This window comes from Serratia sp. ME47 (assembly GCF_903970925.1).
GTDB classification, from domain to species: domain Bacteria; phylum Pseudomonadota; class Gammaproteobacteria; order Enterobacterales; family Enterobacteriaceae; genus Serratia; species Serratia ureilytica.
Window position 1 is genome coordinate 45,679 of the sequence record NZ_CAJCKE010000021.1, and the last position, 20,301, is coordinate 65,979.

The 20,301-nt window shown below is 61.7% G+C and carries 20 protein-coding genes; 12 read left to right on the forward strand and 8 right to left on the reverse strand.

Annotated elements, in window-relative coordinates:
* Nucleotides 1-9 precede the first annotated feature (9 nt).
* Nucleotides 10-1,299: a maltoporin gene (locus H7A77_RS18850; protein WP_025304461.1), complete on the forward strand. Its 1,290-nt coding sequence runs from the start codon at nt 10-12 to the stop codon at nt 1,297-1,299.
* Nucleotides 1,300-1,396: 97 nt separating this feature from the next.
* Complete coding sequence (gene malM / locus H7A77_RS18855) at nt 1,397-2,302, forward strand: maltose operon protein MalM (RefSeq protein ID WP_072626868.1); 906 nt, start codon at nt 1,397-1,399, stop codon at nt 2,300-2,302.
* A gap of 55 nt (nt 2,303-2,357) precedes the next feature.
* Here malM and H7A77_RS18860 read toward each other — a convergent pair whose 3' ends face one another.
* From H7A77_RS18860 to H7A77_RS18870, 3 genes are read right to left on the reverse strand one after another with little or no spacing between them, the layout of a single operon-like run.
* Nucleotides 2,358-3,341 (reverse strand): nucleoside hydrolase, encoded by a 984-nt coding sequence (locus H7A77_RS18860; protein ID WP_042785468.1) that lies wholly within the window; start codon nt 3,339-3,341, stop codon nt 2,358-2,360.
* 21 nt (nt 3,342-3,362) lie between these two features.
* Nucleotides 3,363-4,364 (reverse strand): LacI family DNA-binding transcriptional regulator, encoded by a 1,002-nt coding sequence (locus tag H7A77_RS18865; RefSeq protein ID WP_033644401.1) that lies wholly within the window; start codon nt 4,362-4,364, stop codon nt 3,363-3,365.
* 24 nt (nt 4,365-4,388) lie between these two features.
* Complete coding sequence (locus tag H7A77_RS18870) at nt 4,389-5,771, reverse strand: MFS transporter (RefSeq protein ID WP_033651213.1); 1,383 nt, start codon at nt 5,769-5,771, stop codon at nt 4,389-4,391.
* A 392-nt stretch (nt 5,772-6,163) separates the two neighbouring features.
* Here H7A77_RS18870 and ubiC point away from each other — a divergent pair, with 392 nt between their 5' ends.
* Nucleotides 6,164-6,679 (forward strand): chorismate lyase, encoded by a 516-nt coding sequence (ubiC, locus tag H7A77_RS18875; protein WP_072626871.1) that lies wholly within the window; start codon nt 6,164-6,166, stop codon nt 6,677-6,679.
* A 17-nt stretch (nt 6,680-6,696) separates the two neighbouring features.
* On the forward strand, nt 6,697-7,569 hold the full coding sequence (gene ubiA, locus H7A77_RS18880; protein ID WP_025304455.1) for a 4-hydroxybenzoate octaprenyltransferase: 873 nt from the start codon (nt 6,697-6,699) through the stop codon (nt 7,567-7,569).
* 66 nt (nt 7,570-7,635) lie between these two features.
* Here ubiA and plsB read toward each other — a convergent pair whose 3' ends face one another.
* Complete coding sequence (gene plsB, locus H7A77_RS18885) at nt 7,636-10,101, reverse strand: glycerol-3-phosphate 1-O-acyltransferase PlsB (protein WP_182074505.1); 2,466 nt, start codon at nt 10,099-10,101, stop codon at nt 7,636-7,638.
* Between the two features lie 148 nt (nt 10,102-10,249).
* Between plsB and H7A77_RS18890 the strand changes: the two genes are divergently transcribed.
* The 4 genes from H7A77_RS18890 to H7A77_RS18905 all read left to right on the forward strand — a co-directional run bounded on the left by H7A77_RS18890 (nt 10,250) and on the right by H7A77_RS18905 (nt 13,295).
* Nucleotides 10,250-10,618 carry a diacylglycerol kinase gene (locus tag H7A77_RS18890; RefSeq protein ID WP_033651215.1) on the forward strand — a complete coding sequence of 123 codons (369 nt, stop codon included), beginning with the start codon at nt 10,250-10,252 and terminating at the stop codon, nt 10,616-10,618.
* Between the two features lie 102 nt (nt 10,619-10,720).
* Nucleotides 10,721-11,329 carry a transcriptional repressor LexA gene (gene lexA, locus H7A77_RS18895; RefSeq protein WP_025160136.1) on the forward strand — a complete coding sequence of 203 codons (609 nt, stop codon included), beginning with the start codon at nt 10,721-10,723 and terminating at the stop codon, nt 11,327-11,329.
* Between the two features lie 103 nt (nt 11,330-11,432).
* Nucleotides 11,433-12,770: an MATE family efflux transporter DinF gene (gene dinF, locus H7A77_RS18900; RefSeq protein WP_182074506.1), complete on the forward strand. Its 1,338-nt coding sequence runs from the start codon at nt 11,433-11,435 to the stop codon at nt 12,768-12,770.
* 315 nt (nt 12,771-13,085) lie between these two features.
* Entirely contained in the window at nt 13,086-13,295 is a 210-nt protein-coding gene (locus tag H7A77_RS18905; protein WP_004936743.1) for a CsbD family protein, read from the forward strand.
* A gap of 102 nt (nt 13,296-13,397) precedes the next feature.
* Here H7A77_RS18905 and zur read toward each other — a convergent pair whose 3' ends face one another.
* Nucleotides 13,398-13,910, reverse strand: a complete 513-nt coding sequence (gene zur / locus H7A77_RS18910; protein WP_015379223.1) for a zinc uptake transcriptional repressor Zur — start codon at nt 13,908-13,910, stop codon at nt 13,398-13,400.
* Between the two features lie 245 nt (nt 13,911-14,155).
* Between zur and H7A77_RS18915 the strand changes: the two genes are divergently transcribed.
* The gene (locus H7A77_RS18915) at nt 14,156-14,728 is read left to right on the forward strand and encodes a sugar O-acetyltransferase (RefSeq protein ID WP_033651216.1); all 573 of its coding nucleotides are present in this window, start codon (nt 14,156-14,158) and stop codon (nt 14,726-14,728) included.
* A 4-nt stretch (nt 14,729-14,732) separates the two neighbouring features.
* Here H7A77_RS18915 and H7A77_RS18920 read toward each other — a convergent pair whose 3' ends face one another.
* Entirely contained in the window at nt 14,733-15,278 is a 546-nt protein-coding gene (locus tag H7A77_RS18920) for an RNA polymerase sigma factor (RefSeq protein WP_080491974.1), read from the reverse strand.
* Nucleotides 15,279-15,296: 18 nt separating this feature from the next.
* Entirely contained in the window at nt 15,297-15,830 is a 534-nt protein-coding gene (locus H7A77_RS18925; protein WP_042785465.1) for a tetratricopeptide repeat protein, read from the reverse strand.
* Nucleotides 15,831-16,032: 202 nt separating this feature from the next.
* Here H7A77_RS18925 and dusA point away from each other — a divergent pair, with 202 nt between their 5' ends.
* Entirely contained in the window at nt 16,033-17,043 is a 1,011-nt protein-coding gene (gene dusA, locus H7A77_RS18930) for a tRNA dihydrouridine(20/20a) synthase DusA (RefSeq protein ID WP_172755537.1), read from the forward strand.
* 157 nt (nt 17,044-17,200) lie between these two features.
* Complete coding sequence (gene pspG / locus H7A77_RS18935) at nt 17,201-17,419, forward strand: envelope stress response protein PspG (protein ID WP_033644411.1); 219 nt, start codon at nt 17,201-17,203, stop codon at nt 17,417-17,419.
* A 299-nt stretch (nt 17,420-17,718) separates the two neighbouring features.
* On the opposite strand, the gene H7A77_RS18940 is transcribed toward pspG, so the two are convergent.
* A complete protein-coding gene (locus H7A77_RS18940) occupies nt 17,719-18,702 on the reverse strand; it encodes a quinone oxidoreductase (protein ID WP_033644412.1) in 984 nt (327 codons plus the stop codon).
* A 167-nt stretch (nt 18,703-18,869) separates the two neighbouring features.
* On the opposite strand from H7A77_RS18940, the gene dnaB reads away from it, so the two are divergent.
* On the forward strand, nt 18,870-20,294 hold the full coding sequence (gene dnaB / locus H7A77_RS18945; RefSeq protein ID WP_025160134.1) for a replicative DNA helicase: 1,425 nt from the start codon (nt 18,870-18,872) through the stop codon (nt 20,292-20,294).
* Nucleotides 20,295-20,301: the final 7 nt, after the last annotated feature.

The following is a 20,301-nucleotide window of genomic DNA, read 5'->3' on the forward strand; positions in this document are numbered from 1 at the left end:
AGAATAATGATGACTACTCTGCGCAAACTTCCTCTGGCACTGGCTGTCGCCGCCGGTGTTCTCTCTACTCAGGCGCTGGCCGTGGATTTCCACGGTTACGCCCGTTCCGGCATCGGCTGGACCGGCAGCGGCGGTGAGCAACAGTGCTTCAAGGCCACCGGCGCCGCGAGCAAATACCGTCTCGGCAACGAGTGCGAAACCTACGCCGAGCTGAAACTGGGGCAGGAAGTGTGGAAAGAAGGCGACAAGAGCTTCTATTTCGACACTAACCTGGCCTATTCGGTTTCGCAGCGCTCCGACTGGGAAGACGTGACGCCGGGCTTCCGCGAAGTGAACGTGCAGGGTAAAAACCTGATCGAGTGGCTGCCGGGCTCCACGCTGTGGGCCGGTAAGCGTTTCTATCAGCGTCATGACGTTCACATGATCGACTTCTACTACTGGGATATCTCCGGCCCGGGCGCCGGTCTGGAAAACATCGATCTGGGCTTCGGCAAGCTGTCCGCCGCCGTGACCCGCAACTCGGAATCCGGCGGCTCTTACGGCTACCTGGATAACGAATGGAAACAGCGTCCGACCGTCAACGATACCTTCGACGTGCGCTTGGCCGGGCTGGAGCTGAACCCGGGCGGCACCCTGGAGCTGGGCGTGGACTACGGCCGCGCCAATGCGCAGGATAACTACCGCCTGGCCGACGGGGCCAGCAAAGACGGCTGGATGTTCACCGCCGAACACACGCAAAGCATCCTGAACGGTTACAACAAATTCGTGCTGCAGTACGCCACCGACTCGATGACCTCGCAGAACAACGGCCGCAACGAAGGCGCCACCATCGATAACAACGGCAAGATGATCCGCGTGCTGGATCACGGCGCCATCGACTTCAACGATCAGTGGGCGCTGATGTACGTCGCCATGTTCCAGGACATCGACCGCGACAACAACAACGGCACCACCTGGTACACCGTGGGCGTGCGTCCGATGTACAAATGGACGCCGATCATGAGCACCCTGCTGGAAGCCGGCTACGACAATGTCAAATCTCAGCGCACCGGCGATCGCAACGGCCAGTATAAAGTGACCCTGGCGCAGCAATGGCAGGCGGGCAACAGCATTTGGTCGCGTCCGGCCATCCGCCTGTTCGCCACCTACGCCAAGTGGGACGAGAAGTGGGGCTACGCCACCGGCGATGACACCGGGTATAACGCCGGCACCGCTTACAACGACACCAGCATGCATACCTTCAGCCGCGGCAAGGATGACGAAGTCACCTTCGGCGCCCAGATGGAAATTTGGTGGTAACGACAGGACGGGGAGGGCCGCCGGCTCTCCCCCAACCGCATTCGCCGCGGCCCGATCTCTTGCCTGATCCGCCGCGGTGCTGAAAGAGGATATAACGATGAAAAAGAATCTGCTGTCACTCTGCCTGTCGCTGGCGCTGACCGTCGGCGCGCCTTTGGCGGCCAACGCCGATACGCCGGCCAACGTTTCCGTCGCCCCGGCCATCAGCGCCACCACGCTGCAAAGCCTGCCGTGGCAGCCGCTGCAACCGCCGGTGTCGCAAGAAGTGAAGCTCGACGCCGTTAGCCCGCAGCTCAATCAGGGCGACATTCAGGGGGCGATCGCCGCCTATACGCTGCCGGCCGATCGCGGTTCGCTGGAAGTGACGCTGAGCAGCCTCGCCAAGAACAATTCGCTGTACGCGCCGAGCGTGCTGGTGCTGGACGAGCATCTGCGCCCGGCGGCGTATTACCCGAGCAGCTATTTCCCTTACCAGCCGCCGGGAGCAATGTCCTCCGATCGCCTCGAAGGCACGTTGAAACTGACGCCGGCGCTCGGTCAAAAACAGATTTACCTGCTGGTGTACACCACACGTCAGGATTTGGCGAAAACCACGCAGCTGACTAACCCGGCCAAGGCCTACGCGCAGGGCGTGGGTAACGCGGTGCCGGATATCCCGGATCCGATCGCCGGCCACGCGACGACCGGCACGCTGAAGCTCAAGGTGACCGCGGAACAGGGCACCGGCAACGTGATGATCGGCATGCTGCAACCTGCGCCGACCGTGGCGCCGGTGGTGGTGGGATCAACCGCACCGGCCGCCGTGGCGGCGCCTGCACCGACGCCGGAGAAACCGGCGGAGCCGATGCTCAACGATACCGAAAGCTACTTCAATAACGGCATCAAGCAGGCGGTGAAGGCGGGCGATATCGACAAGGCGCTGAAACTGATGAATGAGGCCGAGAAACTGGGCTCGACCACTGCGCGTAAAACGTTTATCAGCAGCGTAAAAGGCAAGGGGTAACACCCGACGCTGCCGATGCTGGCTCGATGATTGGTGCGCCTTGGCGCACCTTTTTTCATCCGCGGGCCAGCGTTGCGCCGATCAACGCCAGCAGACGGGCGTTATCGACCTGCTGCATGATGCGCACCGGCTTGCCCTGCGGCGGCGGCATGCCTACCGTCAGGCGCAGGCTGTCCGGCCGCCAACGGCGTGAGCTGCCGCGCGTCAGCGCCCCTTCCAGCGCCACATCCACATGGAACATTTCGGTCGTGACCAGCTGCGGTGCCAGCAGCCAGGCGATCACCAGCGCATCATGGATCCAGCAGCCCGGCAGGCGCCGCGTATGGCGCGAATAATCGATCCACGGCTGCGTGGTGGCGCGCAAATAGCGGCACAGCGGCGTATCCGGCTGCGTCAGTGCGGCCAGATCCGCCTGGGTCAGCATGGTCTGGGTGGTGACGTCCAGCGGCGCCAGCGTGATAGCGGCGCCGCTGTTCAGCACCAGCCGCGCGGCTTCCGGATCCAGGCCGAAATTGGTGTCCTTGATGTATCCCTCGACGTTGAACACGCCGCCCATGATCACGATCTCTTTCACCGCCTGCGCCATCTGCGGGTACAGCTGCATGGCGTGCGCAACGTTGGTCAGCGGGCCGATCGCCGCCAGCGTTATCTCGCCGGGATGGCGGCAGATCAGCTCGCCGATGGCGATGGCGGCGTCCGGTGCGGGCGCGTTGGCGAGTGAGGGCGCGGGCAAGTCGCGCCACAGCGCCGCCAGCTTGGGATCGGCGAGCGGCCTGTCCAGATGCGCGCGCCATGGCTCCGGCGGCTCGCTCAGGGCGCGCGCCGCGCCGAGGGCGACCGGCACCTGGTAGCCGCTTTGCGCCAGCAGCTCGCTGGCGACGGCGAAGCCCACTTCGCGCGGGGTGTTGCCGGCCACGATGCTGATCAGTTCCAGCTGCAGCTGCGGTTTGGCCGCCAGCGCCAGGGCCAGCGCCAGGCCGTCGTCGACGTTGGCACCGGGAACGCCGTTGCCGGGATCGCAATCAATGATCAAACGCATAGAAGGTGTCCTGAAAAACCGCTAACAGCCGCACGAGCGGCGGATGCGCAGTTGAAAAGCGAATTCATGCAGCTCGGCGGGCGCGGCGCCGGCGGCCAGCATGGCGATGGCCCGCTTGGCCATGGCGTCGATCGGCTGCTCGACCGCGCTGAGCGGCGGCACGCTGAATTCGGATTGCTGCGTGCCGTTAAAACAGATCAGCGCCAGATCGTCCGGCGCGCGCAACCCATGCTCCGCCAGCGCCGACAGGCAGCCGAGCGCCTGCTGCTCGTTGGAGGTGAAAACGGCGCGCGGGCGCGGGCCTTGCACCATGCGCTGGGTGGCCTGGTAGCCGCCCTGGCGGGTGTAAGGCGCCTCGAAAATCCACTCGTCGCGCGGCGCAATGCCCGCCTCCAGCAGCGCATCGCGCCAACCGTTCAGGCGATCCTGCGCGTTGAGCATGGTTAGCGGACCGATAAAAATGCCGATGTCGCGATAGCCGTGCTGCAGCAGATGGCGGGTCGCCTGGCAGGCGGCGTCGCGCTCGTCGACGCGGATGGCGCAGACGCCGGCCTGGCTGTCGATGGTGTCTATCATTACGCAGGGCGTGCCGGAGGCGCGGATCAGCTCGAACCACGGATGGCGATCGACGCTGGTGTACAGCAGGCCGTCGACCTGGCGACGCAGCAGGTTATTGATCAGCTCATACTCGCGCTGCCGGTCATCGCCGGCGTCGCCCAGCAGCAGCACGCGGCCGCGGCTGAAGGCCTCCTGCTGCAGCGCCCGCGCCAGCGTGGCGAAGAACGGGTTGGAAATATCCGGCACCACCAGCCCGTAGGTTTGCGTGCTGCCGGAGGCCAATGCCCGCGCGATGTCGTTCGGCCGGTAGCCGGTCTGCTCGATCGCCGCCAGCACGCGCAGCCGGGTGGCTTCCGCCACCGGGCGCGGGCCGTTGTTGATCACATAGCTGACCACGGCGACGGAGGTGCCCGCTACGCGGGCCACGTCGGCGCGGGTAACGCGTCGCGCGGAGTGATTATCCAAATTGGGATCCTGTTCGCCTTCTCGCTACGCGGCGTCCTGCGGCAGGTTGAGATCGCGGCCGCGGGTTTCGGGAGCAAAGAAGGTGGTGATTAAGCCGATGGCCGCCATTACAACAAAATAGCAGGCGACAGGCCACCAGTGACCGAAACCGGACAGCAGCGCGGTGGCGATCAGCGGCGCGGTGCCGCCCGAGAGGATCGAGCCGAGCTCTTTGGCGAACGCCATCTTGGAGTAGCGATTCTTCACGCCGAACAGTTCGACGCCGTAGGCCGCCTGAACGCCGAAGATCCCCAGCGACGCGATGCACATGCCGACCACGATCACCGAGATGACGATAGCCGGTTCACGGCTGTCGAGCAGCCAGAACGCCGGGAAGGCGTACAGCACCAGCAGCAGGCAGAACCAGCGGTAGGTAATGCGGCGGCCGAAGCGATCGGACAGCCAGCCGGCCAGCGGGATCACTAGGAACCCGCACAGCGAGGCGATCAACACCGCCAGCGCCGGCACCGATTTATCGACCATCAGCACCTTGGCGACATAGCCGACGATAAAGCCCTGGCACAGGTAGGAGGGGCCGTTTTCGCCGATGCGCAGGCCGAGCATCACCCAGAACGCTTTGGTACGTTGCAGGTAGCTGCGCGTATCCGGCGCGGCCTGGGCGGCGTCCAGCATGCGCTGGTGGTTTTGCTGCAGCTCGCGTTCGAACACCGGCGTTTCCCGCACGTGGCGGCGCAGGTACAGCGCCACCCCGGCGATCAGAATGCTGGCGAGGAACGGAATGCGCCAGCCCCAGCTCATCAGATCTTCCTTGTCCAGCTGCAGCACCAGCAGCCATACCAGCGACGCCAGCAGGGTGCCGCTGTTGGAGCCGATGGCGATGATCGACGCCACCAGCCCGCGCCGCTTGGCCGGCGCGTATTCCGCCAGCATCACCGCGCCGCCGGACAGCTCCGCACCGGCGCCGAACCCCTGCGCGAAGCGCAGGATCACCAGGCAGGCGGGCGCCCAGACGCCGATTTGCGCATAGGACGGGATCAGGCCGATCAGCGTGGTGGAGAGGCCCATCAGCGCCACGGTGGTGATCAGCACCACGCGGCGGCCTTTGCGGTCGCCGATCCAGCCGAACACCAGCGCGCCGATCGGCCGCGCGACGAAGCCGACGGAGTAGGTGGCGAAACTGGCCAGCAGCGCCACCAGCGGCGTGGCTTCCGGGAAGAACACGTCGCCGAACACCATGCCGGCCGCCAGGCCGTACAGCGCGAAGTCGACGTATTCCATGGCGGTGCCGAGCCAGCAGGAGAAGGTGGCGCGCCAAAATTGGCTGCGCCCCTCTTTGGTTGCCAGGCGTTCATCGGCCGCCAGCGCGGCGTCGGCGGTCTGTGAAGGGGCAAGCGTTGTTTCGCTCATGGCAGTGCTATCCTCTTTTGTTCTGCGCCTGGAGGGGCGCGGTTAAAGATGGTTTCCCTGGTGCCGGCAACAAAGGTGTGCCGACAAATCATGTCGGACGCATGGCGATTCAACGCTGCCGTATCAGGGTATCTACGCGCGTAGATAACACAACGCGAGGAAGCTGAAACTTTGCGGGCGATCACAGAATCGTCAGCGCGCCGGGAAATGAAGATAGAGAATGCGGATGGCAAAAAGATGACAGAACCCCGGTTTTTCCGGCCGATAGGCCTGCCGTTTTCGCCACGAATCAGCCTGCCGCTTTCGCATTTCTGCGCTACAATGGGGGCCTGTTAACAGTTTGTATCGTCTGGCGCGCCGTACCGGCTGCGGTTCAGGCGAGGAGTAAAGCAATGTCTGGCATCAGGGATTCCATCCTGCCGCCGCTGGAGTGGTTATCCGAACAGGATCCTCCGGCGCCCGCCGCCGTCAGCGACTGGCTGATGGAGTTAGGCTCCATGACCCGCCGATTTGAACGCCATTGCGCCCAGGTGCGCGTTGAACCGCAGCGCGAATGCTTCGTCACGCGCGAGGCGCTGGGCGACGAGGTGAACCACCTGCCCGACAGCCCGCGCTACTGGCTGCGCGAAGTGGTGCTGCTGGGCGACGACCAGCCCTGGCTGCTGGGGCGCACGGTGATCCCGGAACATACGCTGACCGGCCCCGATCAGGCGTTGGTGGATCTGGGCACGCTGCCGCTCGGGCGCTATCTGTTCAGCAGCGGCGATCTGACCCGCGACTATATCCATATCGGCCGGCAGGACGCGCTGTGGGCGCGTCGTTCACGGCTGCGGCTGGCGGGCAAGCCGCTGCTGCTGACCGAACTGTTTTTACCGGCTTCGCCGCTGTATTCAGCGGTTCCCGCATAAGAGAGGAGAGCAAGACGTTGGAGGGAAGCGTGACTCAAAGTAAATGGCGGGCTTACAGCCATTTGATGCGCATTGATAAACCGATCGGCACGCTGTTGCTGTTGTGGCCGACGCTGTGGGCGCTGTGGCTGGCCGGGAAAGGCGTGCCGCCGCTGTCGATTCTGGTGGTGTTCGTGCTCGGCGTGTTCCTGATGCGCGCCGCCGGCTGCGTGGTGAATGATTACGCCGATCGCGCGGTGGACGGCTACGTAAAGCGCACCGCCGGGCGGCCGATGCCGAGCGGCCGGGTGAGCGCGAAAGAGGCCAAGGTGCTGTTCGTGGTGCTGGTGCTGATCTCGTTCTGCCTGGTGTTGACGCTGAATGCGATGACCATCTGGCTGTCGCTGGCGGCGCTGGCGCTGGCCTGGGTGTATCCTTTTATGAAGCGGGTGACCAACCTGCCGCAGTTCGTGCTGGGCGCCGCGTTCGGCTGGGGCATTCCGATGGGCTATGCGGCGGTCAGCGAATCGCTGCCGCTCAGCTGCTGGCTGCTGCTGCTGGCGAACATCTGCTGGACGGTGGCCTACGATACGCTATATGCGATGGTCGATCGCGACGATGATCTGAAAATAGGCATCAAGTCCACCGCCATCCTGTTCGGGCGTTATGACAAGCTGATCGTCGGGCTGTTGCAGTTCGCGACGCTGCTGCTGCTGGTGTGGGTCGGTTATCTGGCGCAGCTCGGCGGCGCGTTTTACTGGTCGCTGTTGCTGGCGGGCGCGCTGTTCATTCACCAGCAGAAGCAGATCGCCGGGCGCGAGCGCGAGGCCTGTTTCAAGGCCTTCCTGCAGAACAATTATGTTGGGCTGGTGGTGTTTATCGGCATCGCGCTCAGCTATCTGCCGGCGTAACGGTTTCCTGCAGCAAGAAAAAAGGCACCCCAAGGGGTGCCTTTTGTGTTTTCGCGCCGGGCGAAATCACTCGTCTTTCTCTTCGTGCGCATCGGTTTGCGGCAGAGCGTTGGTCTCTTCCGGCATGTTGACGCTTTCGATAGTCAGCTTGATTTCCGGCGTGATCAGATCGCTCAGCATGTTGTACACCTCGAGGGTGTGCTCGCGGATCGCATCGCCGCTGTCGTTGATGTAGCCTTCTTCGCGCAGCGTCGCTACCAGGGTAGAGAATACCGCCTTGTCGAAGAACTCCGGCGCGTTGATGCCGTGCAGCACCGACAGACGCTGTGCCATGATGCGGCTCTCTTTCTCCAGCGCGCCGCGGTTGATGCTCGGGTTGGCGCTGAGGATCGACATAGTGATGGCGTAGCGTTGCAGGGTTTCGCGCACCCCGGCGGCCAGCAGCTGCAGCGGGCGAATGCGCGCCGGGTTCAGCACCAGCTCGTCGCCTTTGTCGCAGATAAGCTGTTGGCGGATCAGCTCGTCGATCATCGGCCGCAGCACGTCCGGCAGCTGCTCCTTGTCGTTATGCAGGAACAGCTCGGCTTTCAGCATCGGGTAAATCATGCCAATCTGGCGCAGCAGTTCGGCGCGCGATACCCGGCGATGATGCATGACGATGCTGGCGATCAGCGACGGCAACACCAGCAGGTGGTGGATGTTGTTGCGGTAATAGGTCATCAGCACCGCCTGCTCGCGCGGCAGAATGATGATGTCGCCGATGTTGTCCTTTTCCACCTCGAACTTGTTCATGTTCAGCGCGTGATCCAGCAGCTCGTCCGGCGTCTGCGACGGTACGGTGACGTCATGCGCGTAAGGCGCGTTGCGCATCAGCTGCAGGTAGCACTCGAGCTGCTCGAGCAATTGTTCGCGGGTCAGCGAACGCTGGCGCGAGGCCAGCAGCGCGGTGGAACACAGGTTCATGGCGTTGGCCGCGGCGGCATTGTTGATGCGCACCATGATCTGGCCGGCGAGATCGTTGACCGTCGGCGTCAACCAGCTTGGGCGCTGAGCTTCGATCGGATCGATCGACTCGCGCCACTGCGGCACGTGCTGGTTGAGGTAAGCGGTCAACGGCAGTGGTTCGCCGAAGTTGACGTAACCCTGGCCCAGATTGCGCAGTTTGCGCAGGCCGCGCAGCATCTGCAACAGGCTCTCTTTTTCCTTGGTGGCGCCGCGCAGCTCTTTGGCGTAGGTGCCCACTTCCATCACATGCTCGTAGCCGATGTAGATCGGCACCAGCGTGATCGGACGGGCGCCGCCGCGCAGCATCGCCTGGATGGTCATCGACAGGGTGCCGGTCTTCGGCTCCAGCAGACGCCCGGTGCGGGAACGGCCGCCTTCCACGAAGTATTCCACCGAGTAACCGCGGGTGAACAGCTCGCCGAGGTATTCGCGGAACACCGTCGAGTAAAGCTTATTGCCCTTGAAGGTGCGGCGGATGAAGAACGCGCCCAGACGACGGAAGATCGGGCCGGCCGGCCAGAAGTTGAGGTTGATGCCCGCGGCGATGTGCGGCGGCACCAGGCCCTGGTGATACAGCACGTAGGACAGCAGCAGATAGTCCATGTGGCTGCGGTGGCAGGGCACGTAGACGATCTCGTGGCCGTCCTGCGCCAGCTGGCGCACGCGCTCGGCGTTGGTGACGTTGATGCCCTGATACAGCCGGTTCCAGGTCCAGCTCAGCACGCGATCGGACAGGCGCACGGTTTCGTAGGAGAAGTCGGCGGCGATCTCTTCCATCAACGCGATGGCGTTCTGCTGGGCCTTCTCGTGCGAGATCTTTTTGCTGCGCGCTTCGTCCTCGACCGCTTTTTCGATCGCTTTGGACGCCAACAGCTTGTTGAACAGATCCTGACGGGCCGGCAGGCTTGGGCCTACTGCGGCCAGGCGCTGACGCGAGAAGTGCATGCGCGCCACGCGCGCCAGTTTCTGCGCGATGGTTTTATCCGTGCCGTGTTCGGTGGCCATGCGGCGCAGCGAAACGGTGTTGGAGAAGCGCACGAAGCTGTCGCGGCCGAGCCACAGCACGGCGAAGAATTTTTGCACGCCGTTCAACAGACGCAAGTGCGGCGTGCCGTGGCCTTCGCGGCCCGGCGAGCGGCCGAACATGACCGAAACCGGCAGCATCTGAATGTCGAGATCCGGATTGCTGCGATGCAGATCCAGGTAGTCGTGGAACAGCTTTACCGACTCTTCTTTCGGGGTGTAGTAGCGGAACACGCGCGGGCCGTCGTGAATGAACACGTAGCTCGGCAGCACGGTGCCGTCGATCTCCAGCGCGTTGAGCGGATCGGGCAGATCCTGCGCCAGGCACTGGGTGCGCAGCGTCAGCAAATCCGCCTTGGAATTGTAAGGTAAAACATACAAAATCGGCCGTGAGGGATCCAACCCTAGCTCGGTAACCGGATCTGAAGGGATGACCTTACTTCTTACCAACAATTTAAGTGGTAAATTCAATATTTTATAATAAATTTTACGCCAACCTGACATAACAACGTGAAGCCTCTTGTTAGCAATGCGCCGCAAGCATACCAGAAACCGGGTAGCAGATCTGTGGTGTTCGAAAACCGAGAGCCGTCAGCGCGGACTGTTCTAGACTCTTTTTATTATGACCGACCTCTGAGAAAGGCACGAAAACATGGCAAACCAAGCAACCGGATTGACCCGCATCATCAAGGCCGCCGGCTATTCTTATAAAGGGCTTTCCGCCGCCTGGCAACACGAGGCGGCGTTCCGCCAGGAACTGGTGGTGACCCTCCTGGCTATCATACTGGCTGTCTGGCTGGACGTGGGTGCGATAGCGCGCATTTTATTGATCGGATCGGTGACGCTGGTGATGATCGTCGAGATCCTGAACAGCGCGATCGAGGCGGTGGTGGATCGCATCGGCAGCGAACACCATGAGCTGTCCGGGCGGGCCAAGGACATGGGATCGGCGGCGGTGTCGCTGGCGATCGTACTCGCGCTGTTCGTTTGGGGCACGGTCTTGTGGCAGCATTTTGGCTGACGCAAAGCGCCTACTGACTGATTTTTATTTATTCTTCGGTTCCCAATCCGCGCTTACCTGTATATACTCACAGCAAGACTGTATAAACAAACAGGGGGCGGAATGAAAGCACTAACTACCAGACAGCAAGAGGTCTACGATCTGATTCGCGATCATATTTCGCAAACGGGCATGCCGCCGACGCGTGCCGAGATCGCGATGCGTCTGGGGTTCCGTTCGCCTAACGCCGCCGAAGAGCACCTGAAGGCGCTGGCACGCAAAGGCGTGATCGAAATCGTCTCCGGCGCGTCGCGCGGTATCCGCCTGCTGATGGAAGAAGAAGAAGGGCTGCCGCTGATCGGCCGCGTCGCCGCCGGCGAGCCGCTGCTGGCGCAGCAGCACATCGAAGGGCACTACCAGGTGGATCCATCCCTGTTCAAACCGAGCGCCGATTTCCTGTTGCGGGTGAACGGCATGTCGATGCGCGACATCGGCATTCTGGACGGCGATCTGCTGGCGGTGCACAAAACGCAAGACGTGCGCAACGGCCAGGTCGTGGTCGCGCGCATCGAAGACGAAGTGACGGTCAAACGCTTGAAAAAGCACGGCAACGTGGTTGAACTGCTGCCGGAGAACAACGAATTCCAACCGATCGTGGTCGATCTGCGCCAGCAGAATTTCACGATCGAAGGGCTGGCGGTCGGCGTGATCCGCAACGGCGACTGGATTTAATCGCCGCGCCATTACCGCCGCTCCCTGTATCAATCGCCCCTGTTTTGGGGCGTTTTTGTTTCTGACTTCGCCCTTCGTCACTCTGTCACAGGAACATCCCATCATGCGCCTGATTTCCGCCTTCACCAGCGACACCGATAAAGCCCTGTGGCGCCTCGCCCTGCCGATGATTTTCTCCAATATCACCGTGCCGCTGCTCGGGCTGGTGGACACCGCGGTGATCGGCCACCTCGACAGCCCGATCTATTTGGGAGGCGTGTCGATCGGCGCGGTGGCGACCAGCTTCCTGTTCATGCTGCTGCTGTTCCTGCGCATGAGCACCACCGGCCTCGCGGCGCAGGCGCTGGGAGCGAAGAACCCGCAGGCGCTGGCGCGCGCCTTTATGCAACCGCTGCTGCTGGCGTTGTTGGCCGGAGGGGCGATCGTCCTGTTGCGCTATCCGCTGATCGAACTGGCGCTGCGGATCGTCGGCGGCGATGGCGAGGTGCTGGAGCAGGCGCGGCGTTTTCTTGAGATCCGCTGGTTGAGCGCGCCGGCGGCGCTGGCCAACCTGGTGCTGCTGGGCTGGCTGCTCGGCGTGCAGTACGTGCGTGCGCCGGTGATCCTGCTGATCGTCGGCAACCTGCTGAACATCGTGCTGGATATTTGGCTGGTGATGGGCCTGGGTTGGAACGTGCGAGGGGCGGCGGCGGCCACCGCCATCGCCGAATATGCCACGCTATTGCTCGGCCTGTGGCTGGCGTGGCGGGTGATGCGTCTGCGCGGTATTACCCTGGCGATGTTGCGTCAGGCCTGGCGTGGCGATCTGCGTCGCCTGCTGGCGCTCAATCGCGACATCATGTTGCGTTCATTGCTGCTGCAGCTGTGCTTTGCGTCGCTGACCATTTTCGGCGCTCGCCTGGGGAGCGATGTGGTGGCGGTTAACGCGGTGTTGATGAACCTGCTGACGTTTACCGCCTATGCGCTCGACGGCTTCGCTTATGCGGTGGAGGCCCATTCCGGCCACGCCTACGGTGCCCGGGACGGCAGTCAACTGCGTAAGGTGTGGCACGCGGCCTGCAGGCAGGCGGGGCTGGTCGCGTTGGCCTTCGGCCTGGCGTATGCCGTTACCGGCCAGCAGATCGTGGCGGCGTTGACCTCTCTACCGGAGCTGCGCGCGTTGGCCGCCCACTATTTACCGTGGCAGGTCATTTTGCCGCTGGTCGGGGTGTGGTGCTATTTGCTGGATGGCATGTTTATCGGCGCCACGCGCGGCGCTGAGATGCGTAACAGCATGGCGGTGGCCGCGGCAGGGTACGGTCTGACGCTGTTCAGCGTGCCGCTGCTTGGCAATCACGGGCTCTGGCTGGCGCTGGCGGTGTTTCTGACGTTGCGTGGCGTGGCATTGGGCTGGATTTGGCACCGTCACCAGGTGCGCGGCAGCTGGTTTACTGCACATTAAACCGGACGTTTTGTTGGGTTAATGGTTAGCTTTTCTTATGATTTTGGTCATGTTTGCTTACATGTTTTCAGCCTTGATCTGTTCGCGTTAGTTCGTTGTTTGTTAGCGTTTTTTGTTTTTATTTTGTTTGTTAATGGTTTTTTATTCTGTGTTTTGGCTTTTTTATTTCCATGTTTAACTAGAATGAATCATGTGGCTGGTAAATGAAGGGGAGCGGTGCTTCTTAAGGTGAAGGAAGCATCGGCCAGAAAAATTTCTGGTTAACCCCGGCCGGCGACAGGGATCACTGATTCACCACAGGTTAACGGAGAGACTATGAATAAAGATCAAGCCGACGGTAACTGGAAGCAGCTGAAAGGCAAAGTGAAAGAGAAATGGGGCAAGCTGACCGATGACGATCTGACGGTCATCGAAGGGAAACGCGAACAGCTGGTCGGCAAAATTCAGGAGCGCTACGGTTACCAGAAAGAGGCGGCCGAAAAAGAGGTGAAGGCCTGGGAAGATCACACCAAACACCGCTGGTAACACGCAGGGCCGCCACTGACGGCGGCCGGCAACAGCGCAGGCCGGCGTCGCTCCATCCTCTGGCGCCCCGGCCGCAGGTACAGGGAAGTACCTGACTTCGTCTTACTTCTTCTTGATGGCGATGCTGTGATCGTGTTCGGCGCAGTCATGCTTGCTGTCACAAGCTTCAACTTCAACGCAACCGGCGCACAGACCGTGCGCTTCCACCACGCTGTGCCGCAGTGCAAATCCGGCTTCCTGCGCCAGCTTCTGCAGCGTTTCCTCCACGCCTTCGGTGGTGCGTTCGGTCACCTGGCCGCAGCGGTCGCAGATAAACAGCGCGGACGTATGCATCGGCTGTTCGAAATGGTGGCACAGCACGTAGCTGTTGGCCGACTCCACTCGATGGATAAACCCTTGCTCCAGCAGAAAATCCAGCGCGCGGTATACCGTCGGCGGCTTGGCCTGCGGTTCGGCGACGCGCAGCAGATCGAGCAGGTCATATGCGCTGATTGCACCGGGTTGCTGAGTCATCAGACGCAGCACTTCCAGCCGTTGCGGCGTCAATCGCACATTGCGTTGCTGGCAGAGGCGTTCAGCCTGCGCCAGCAGCTTTTCCTGGGTGGTTGAGTTCATCGCAAATATCCCGGTACGTAAAAAAGCCGATTTTACCATGATTACGGCGAATCGCCGAGGGTTGCCCCCTTTTCCCCTGATGATAGCGCAGGGAAAGGCGCGTCGATCGCGCTAAAAGAGAGATGCGTCACAACTTTTCCCCACCGTCGGGTGGCAAATCAACGTTGCCGGTTTTAGCGCTGGAGAGCGGGGGGCGAGAGCGGTATAACGCCTTTCACCCGTGTGATGAGCAGGAGCCCTGTGTGATGACGGAAAGAGAGAAGCTGTTAAGCGGCCTGGAGTACAACAGCCGCGATGAAGAACTGATCGCCCTGTACCATCGGGCGAGGGCGTTGATCAAAAGCTTGGGGGCGCTGGACTCGCATCAGGCGGACGAGAAAAACCGCCTGCTCGGCGAGCTGTTCGGCGCCTGGGGGGAAGCGAGCTGGATTGAAACGCCATTCTGGTGCGACTACGGGCAGCATGTCCGCATCGGTAAAAACTGTTTTATCAACGTCAACGCGGTGTTCCTCGACTGCAATACCATCACCATCGGCGACAACACGCTGATCGGCCCCAACGTGCAAATCTATACGCCGAGCCACCCGCTGAAGGCCGCAGAGCGCTTCACCGGCGATCCGGATTTCCCTTTCCGCACCTCGGCGCAGCCGGTGTCCATCGGCAACAACGTCTGGATCGGCGGCAACGTAGTGATCCTGCCGGGAGTGACCATCGGCGACGGCACCACCATCGGCGCAGGCAGCATCGTTACCGGCGACATCCCGGCCAACGTGCTGGCGCTGGGGCAGCCATGCCGGGTTATCCGCTCGTTGGAATAGGGCGTTATCGACGATCAGGAGGCAAGGGGGCGGGATGGCGCTCTTTGCGGTGCGGGCCGTCGTTTGCCAACGGGCGGTCATCGGCCAATGCCAGACGTGCGGCCGCCAAACGGCTCATGACGGTGCCGATCGGCACCGCCAGCACTTTTGCGGCCTCCCGGTAAGACAGCCCTTCGACATACACCAGAAACAGCGCGTTGCGCTGGGCCGTCGGCAGCCGGCTGACGCGCCGCATCACTTCATGGAGCCAGACCGGCTGTTCGCCGTTGTCCGCATCGCCCAGCTCTTCCGCCGCCATGCAGCCTTGCCCCTGGCGAAGATGTTGGGCGCGAACTTCATTGAGCCAAATGGAGTGCAAGATGGAAAACAGCCAGCGATCCAGGTGTGAACCGGGGGTGAATTGCGCGGCGCGCTCCAGCGCACGCAGGCAAGTGGCCTGCACCAGATCGTCGGCGACATCCCGCCGGTGCGAGAGCACCAGCGCATAGCGCCACAGGCGGGAGAGATAGTGGCCGAGTTCATCGCGTATCGCATCGCCGCTGATAGTCACCTCCGCAAGCGCGTCGGATCACGATTCCGGGTGGCGGTCGATGGCCGCCGCCAAATCGCGGTACTCCTCGCACCCGGTGCCGCACAGCGACTGGATCACCTGCAGCTGTTGGCGAGCCAGATCGGGTCGGCCTTTCAGCATATAGGCTTCCCCCAGGTACTCGCGCACTTTGGGGTATTTCGGATCGAGGGCTACTGATTTTAAATAATAGCCGATCCCTTCATCGGTGCGGCCAAGTTTGCGCGTGGCGTAGCCACGATAGTTCAGCGCAACGGCGGTGTTGGGATTTTTCAACGTATTGAGCATATCGAGCGCTTCCTGATAACGGCCGCTTTTCGCCAGTGCATAGGCGTAGTTAGTGCGGTCGGCGTCGTCGACCTTGCCGCTTTTATCTACCATGCAAGTCTGAGTTTTGCTGTCGTAGACCTGGCCTTTCGGACAGGTTGGCGGGGTTTGGCCGCTGCCGTCGCCGCCCATCGCCAGCGCCGCGCCGGACAACAGCAGGCAGCCGGCAATGGCCGATGCCAGCAGGCGTTTAATGAAGCTGTTCATGGTTATGTCCTCAAGGCAGAGGCGCCGTGCGCGCCCGTAATGAGATAACACCTGAACGTGCGGGTTTATTCGCCTTGTCTCCGCTTATTTTTGCCGGCGGCAAGCGGGTTTTCCCAACGGCACCGATTGTCGTTATAATAGCCGTTTGCGGCCGCGCGCCGTTCGTTGAACCCAGACAGACTCAGGTAGCCAGTAACTCAGCATGACGAAAGACAACCACGCCCCAACCTACGCCGCCAATCGTTTCTCCATCGCGCCGATGCTCGACTGGACCGATCGTCATTGCCGTTACTTCCACCGCCTGCTGACCAAGGAAACGCTGCTGTATACCGAGATGGTGACCACCGGCGCGATCATCCACGGCAAGGGCGACTATCTGGCCTACAGCGAAGAAGAGCATCCGGTGGCGCTGCAGCTGGGCGGCAGCGATCCGACCGCGCTGGCGCATTGCGCCAAACTGGCGGAGCAGCGCGGTTACGATGAGATTAACCTTAACGTCGGCTGCCCGTCCGATCGGGTGCAAAACGGCATGTTCGGCGCCTGTCTGATGGGCCAGGCGGCGCTGGTCGCCGATTGCATCAAGGCGATGCGCGACGTGGTGTCGATCCCGGTGACGGTGAAGACCCGCATCGGCATCGACGATCAGGACAGCTACGCCTTCCTGTGTGACTTTATCGAGACCGTTGCCGGGCGCGGCGAGTGCGACATGTTCACCATCCACGCGCGCAAGGCCTGGCTCTCCGGCCTCAGCCCGAAAGAAAACCGCGAAGTGCCGCCGCTGGACTATCCGCGCGTCTATCAGCTGAAGCGGGATTTCCCGGCGTTGACCATCGCCATTAACGGCGGGGTGAAAACGCTGGAAGAGGCGCAGCAGCACCTGCAGCACTTGGACGGCGTTATGATGGGGCGCGAGGCGTATCAGAATCCGGGTATCCTGGCGCGGGTCGACAGCGAACTGTTCGGCGCGCAGACCGCGGTGCCGGACAGCGTGGCGATCGTCGAAGCGCTGTATCCGTATATCGAGCGCGAGCTGTCTAACGGCACCTATCTTGGCCACATTACTCGCCATATTCTCGGTCTGTTCCAGGGCGTGCCGGGCGCGCGCCAGTGGCGTCGCCATCTGAGCGAGAACGCCCACAAGCCGGGCGCCGATGCGCGGGTGGTGGAGCAGGCGCTGGCGCTGGTGCGTCAGCCGCGCGTCGAAATGGCGTAATCCACAAAAAATTTGACCAATAGTTAGTGTTTTTCACCAGGCGTTCGGTGCGTTACCGGATGCCTGCCTTGGGTTTTCAATAGGTTAGCCCATCCGCCGTTCTGGCACGCTTCTTGTAATCCACTCTGCAGATACGTTGTATTGCAAAGGAGCAATCATGTTGGAAATCTTCTTTCTCATTGGTTTTGTGGTGATGCTGATGGTGACCGGCATCTCGCTGCTGGGGATCTTCGCAGCGCTGTTGGTGGCGGCGGCATTCATGCTGTTGGGCGGGCTGTTCGCGGTGGTCATTAAGCTGCTGCCGTGGCTGATTTTGGCGGTGGTTGGGGTATGGATTTACCGTTCAATGCAGAAACCCCAGATCCGGCGTTACTGATTTTTTGCTGAATAATCAGACAGTCACACTGAAACTTGCACAATTTCCCGCACCGCGAATGCGGCAGCGATCACAGCTTGGCAGTTTTCCCCGGCGATGTGGCACATAAAGCGTGTTTTTTGCCGGACGGGGCTGTTAGGATGTTGGTCGATGCAGTGATGCGACCGATTTCATCACCGTGAGAGACACCTAAAATTCGTGTTGCTAAAGCAACCCCTGTCTCTGGCGGACTCTGCTCTACCCCTACAAAACGCAGTAACAGAAAGGGCTCCGCAAGGAGCCCTTTTCTTTGGCCGCGATCAGGGGATCAGCAGGCTGGAACCGCTGGTGCTGCGGCTTTCCAGCACCTGGTGCGCACGCTGGGCGTCGGCCAGCGCGAATTTCTGCTCGTCTCTCACCTCCACCCGAATGGCGCCGCTGCCGATCAGCGAGAACAGCTCGTTGCTGGCGTACTGCAGCTCGGCGCGGTTGGTGATGTAGCCGTTGAGGGAAGGGCGGGTGACGTACAGCGAGCCCTTCTGATTCAGCAGCGCCAGATCAACGCCGGTCACCGGGCCGGACGCGTTGCCGAAGCTGACCATCAGGCCGCGCCGCTTCAGGCTGTTGAGCGAGGCCTGCCAGGTGCTTTGCCCCACCGAATCGTACACCACGCCGACCTTCTCGCCGTGCGTCAGCTCGGCCACCCGCTGGGCGATATCCTCTTTATGGTAGTTGATGGTGGCCCAGGCGCCGGCCTGCTTCGCCAGCGCCGCCTTCTCGTCGGAGCCGACGCTGCCGATCAGGCGCGCGCCCAGCGCTTTGGCCCACTGACAGGCGATCAGCCCGACGCCGCCGGCGGCGGCATGGAACAAAAATACTTCACCCGGCTGCACTTCGTGGGTCTGGCGCAGCAGATAGTGCACCGTCAGCCCTTTCAGGAAAGAAGCGGCGCCTTGCTCAAAGCTCAGGTTGTGCGGCAGCAGCGCCACTTTCTCTTCCGGCACGTTGTGGATCTCGCTGTAGGCGCCGAGCGACGACTGCGCATACACCACCCGGTCGCCTGGTTTGATCGCGCTGACCCCGGCGCCGACCTTGACCACCACGCCGGCCGCTTCGGTGCCGAGGCCGCTCGGCAGGCTGGCCGGTGCGTACAGCCCGCTGCGCACATAGGTGTCGATGTAGTTGATGCCGATCGCCTTGTTCTCGATCTGCACTTCACCGGCAGCCGGATCGAGCGGTGTAAAATCAACGTATTGCAAGACTTCCGGTCCGCCGACGGCGGAGAATTGAATGCGCTTGGCCATAGGGTTACCTCGTTGGAGTGTCTGATTTCACCCTATTCTTTTTATTATCGGAGATCCAGTTCGCCCGTGCGGGATTCAATACCTTTTTTGCATCGGTTATGACGCAAAAATCACGTATACTCTCGCGTCAGGATCCTTCATTCGCAACCGGATAAAGACTACGTTTCATGGCAGGAAAAAAACCAACCAACAAAACAAACGCGGACGAAACCAGAGAGCGTTCCAGAGATCGTCAGATGGAAGGGCTGAAGATGCCGCCGCACTCGCTGGAGGCCGAGCAGTCGGTGTTGGGCGGTTTGATGCTGGATAACGAGCGTTGGGACAACGTGGCGGAACGCGTGGTCGCCAACGACTTCTTCAGCCGCCCGCATCGCCTGATCTTTACCGAGATGCAGCGTCTGCTGGAGATGAGCAAGCCTATCGACCTCATCACCCTGTCCGAATCGCTCGAACAGAAGGGTGAACTGGACTCGGTGGGGGGCTTCGCCTACCTGGCCGAGCTGTCGAAAAACACCCCGAGCGCCGCCAACATCGGCGCCTACGCCGACATCGTGCGCGAGCGCGCGGTGGTGCGCGAAATGATCTCGGTGGCTAACGAAATCGCCGACGCCGGCTACGATCCGCAGGGCCGCAGCAGCGAAGACCTGCTCGATCTGGCGGAATCCCGCGTATTCCAAATCGCCGAGAACCGCGCCAGCAAAGACGAGGGCCCGAAGGGCATCGAACGCATCCTGGAAGACACCGTCTCGCGTATCGAACAGCTGTATCAGCAGCCGCATGACGGCGTGACCGGGGTAGATACCGGCTATCAGGACCTCAACAAGAAAACTGCGGGCATGCAAAAGTCCGATCTGATCATCGTCGCCGCCCGTCCATCGATGGGGAAAACCACCTTCGCCATGAACCTGTGCGAAAACGCCGCGATGACCCAGGAGAAACCGGTGCTGATCTTCAGCCTGGAGATGCCCGGCGAGCAGATCATGATGCGTATGCTGGCGTCGCTGTCGCGCGTGGATCAGACGCGCATCCGTACCGGCCAGCTCGACGACGAGGACTGGGCGCGCATTTCCAGCACCATGGGCATCCTGCTGGAGAAGCGTAACATGTACATCGACGACTCCTCCGGCCTGACGCCGACCGAAGTGCGCTCGCGCGCGCGGCGCATTTTCCGCGAGCACGACGGGCTTAGCCTGATCATGATCGACTACCTGCAGCTGATGCGCGTGCCGGCCTTGTCCGACAACCGTACGCTGGAGATCGCCGAGATTTCGCGCTCGCTGAAGGCGCTGGCGAAAGAGCTGCAGGTGCCGGTGGTGGCGCTGTCGCAGCTGAACCGAAGCCTGGAGCAGCGCGCCGACAAACGCCCGGTCAACTCCGACCTGCGTGAATCCGGCTCCATCGAGCAGGACGCCGACCTGATTATGTTCATCTATCGTGATGAGGTGTATCACGAGAACAGCGATCTGAAAGGGATCGCGGAAATTATTATCGGTAAGCAGCGTAACGGCCCAATCGGCACCGTGCGCCTTACCTTTAACGGCCAGTGGTCGCGTTTCGATAACTACGCGGGGCCACAATACGATGACGAATAATCAGCTA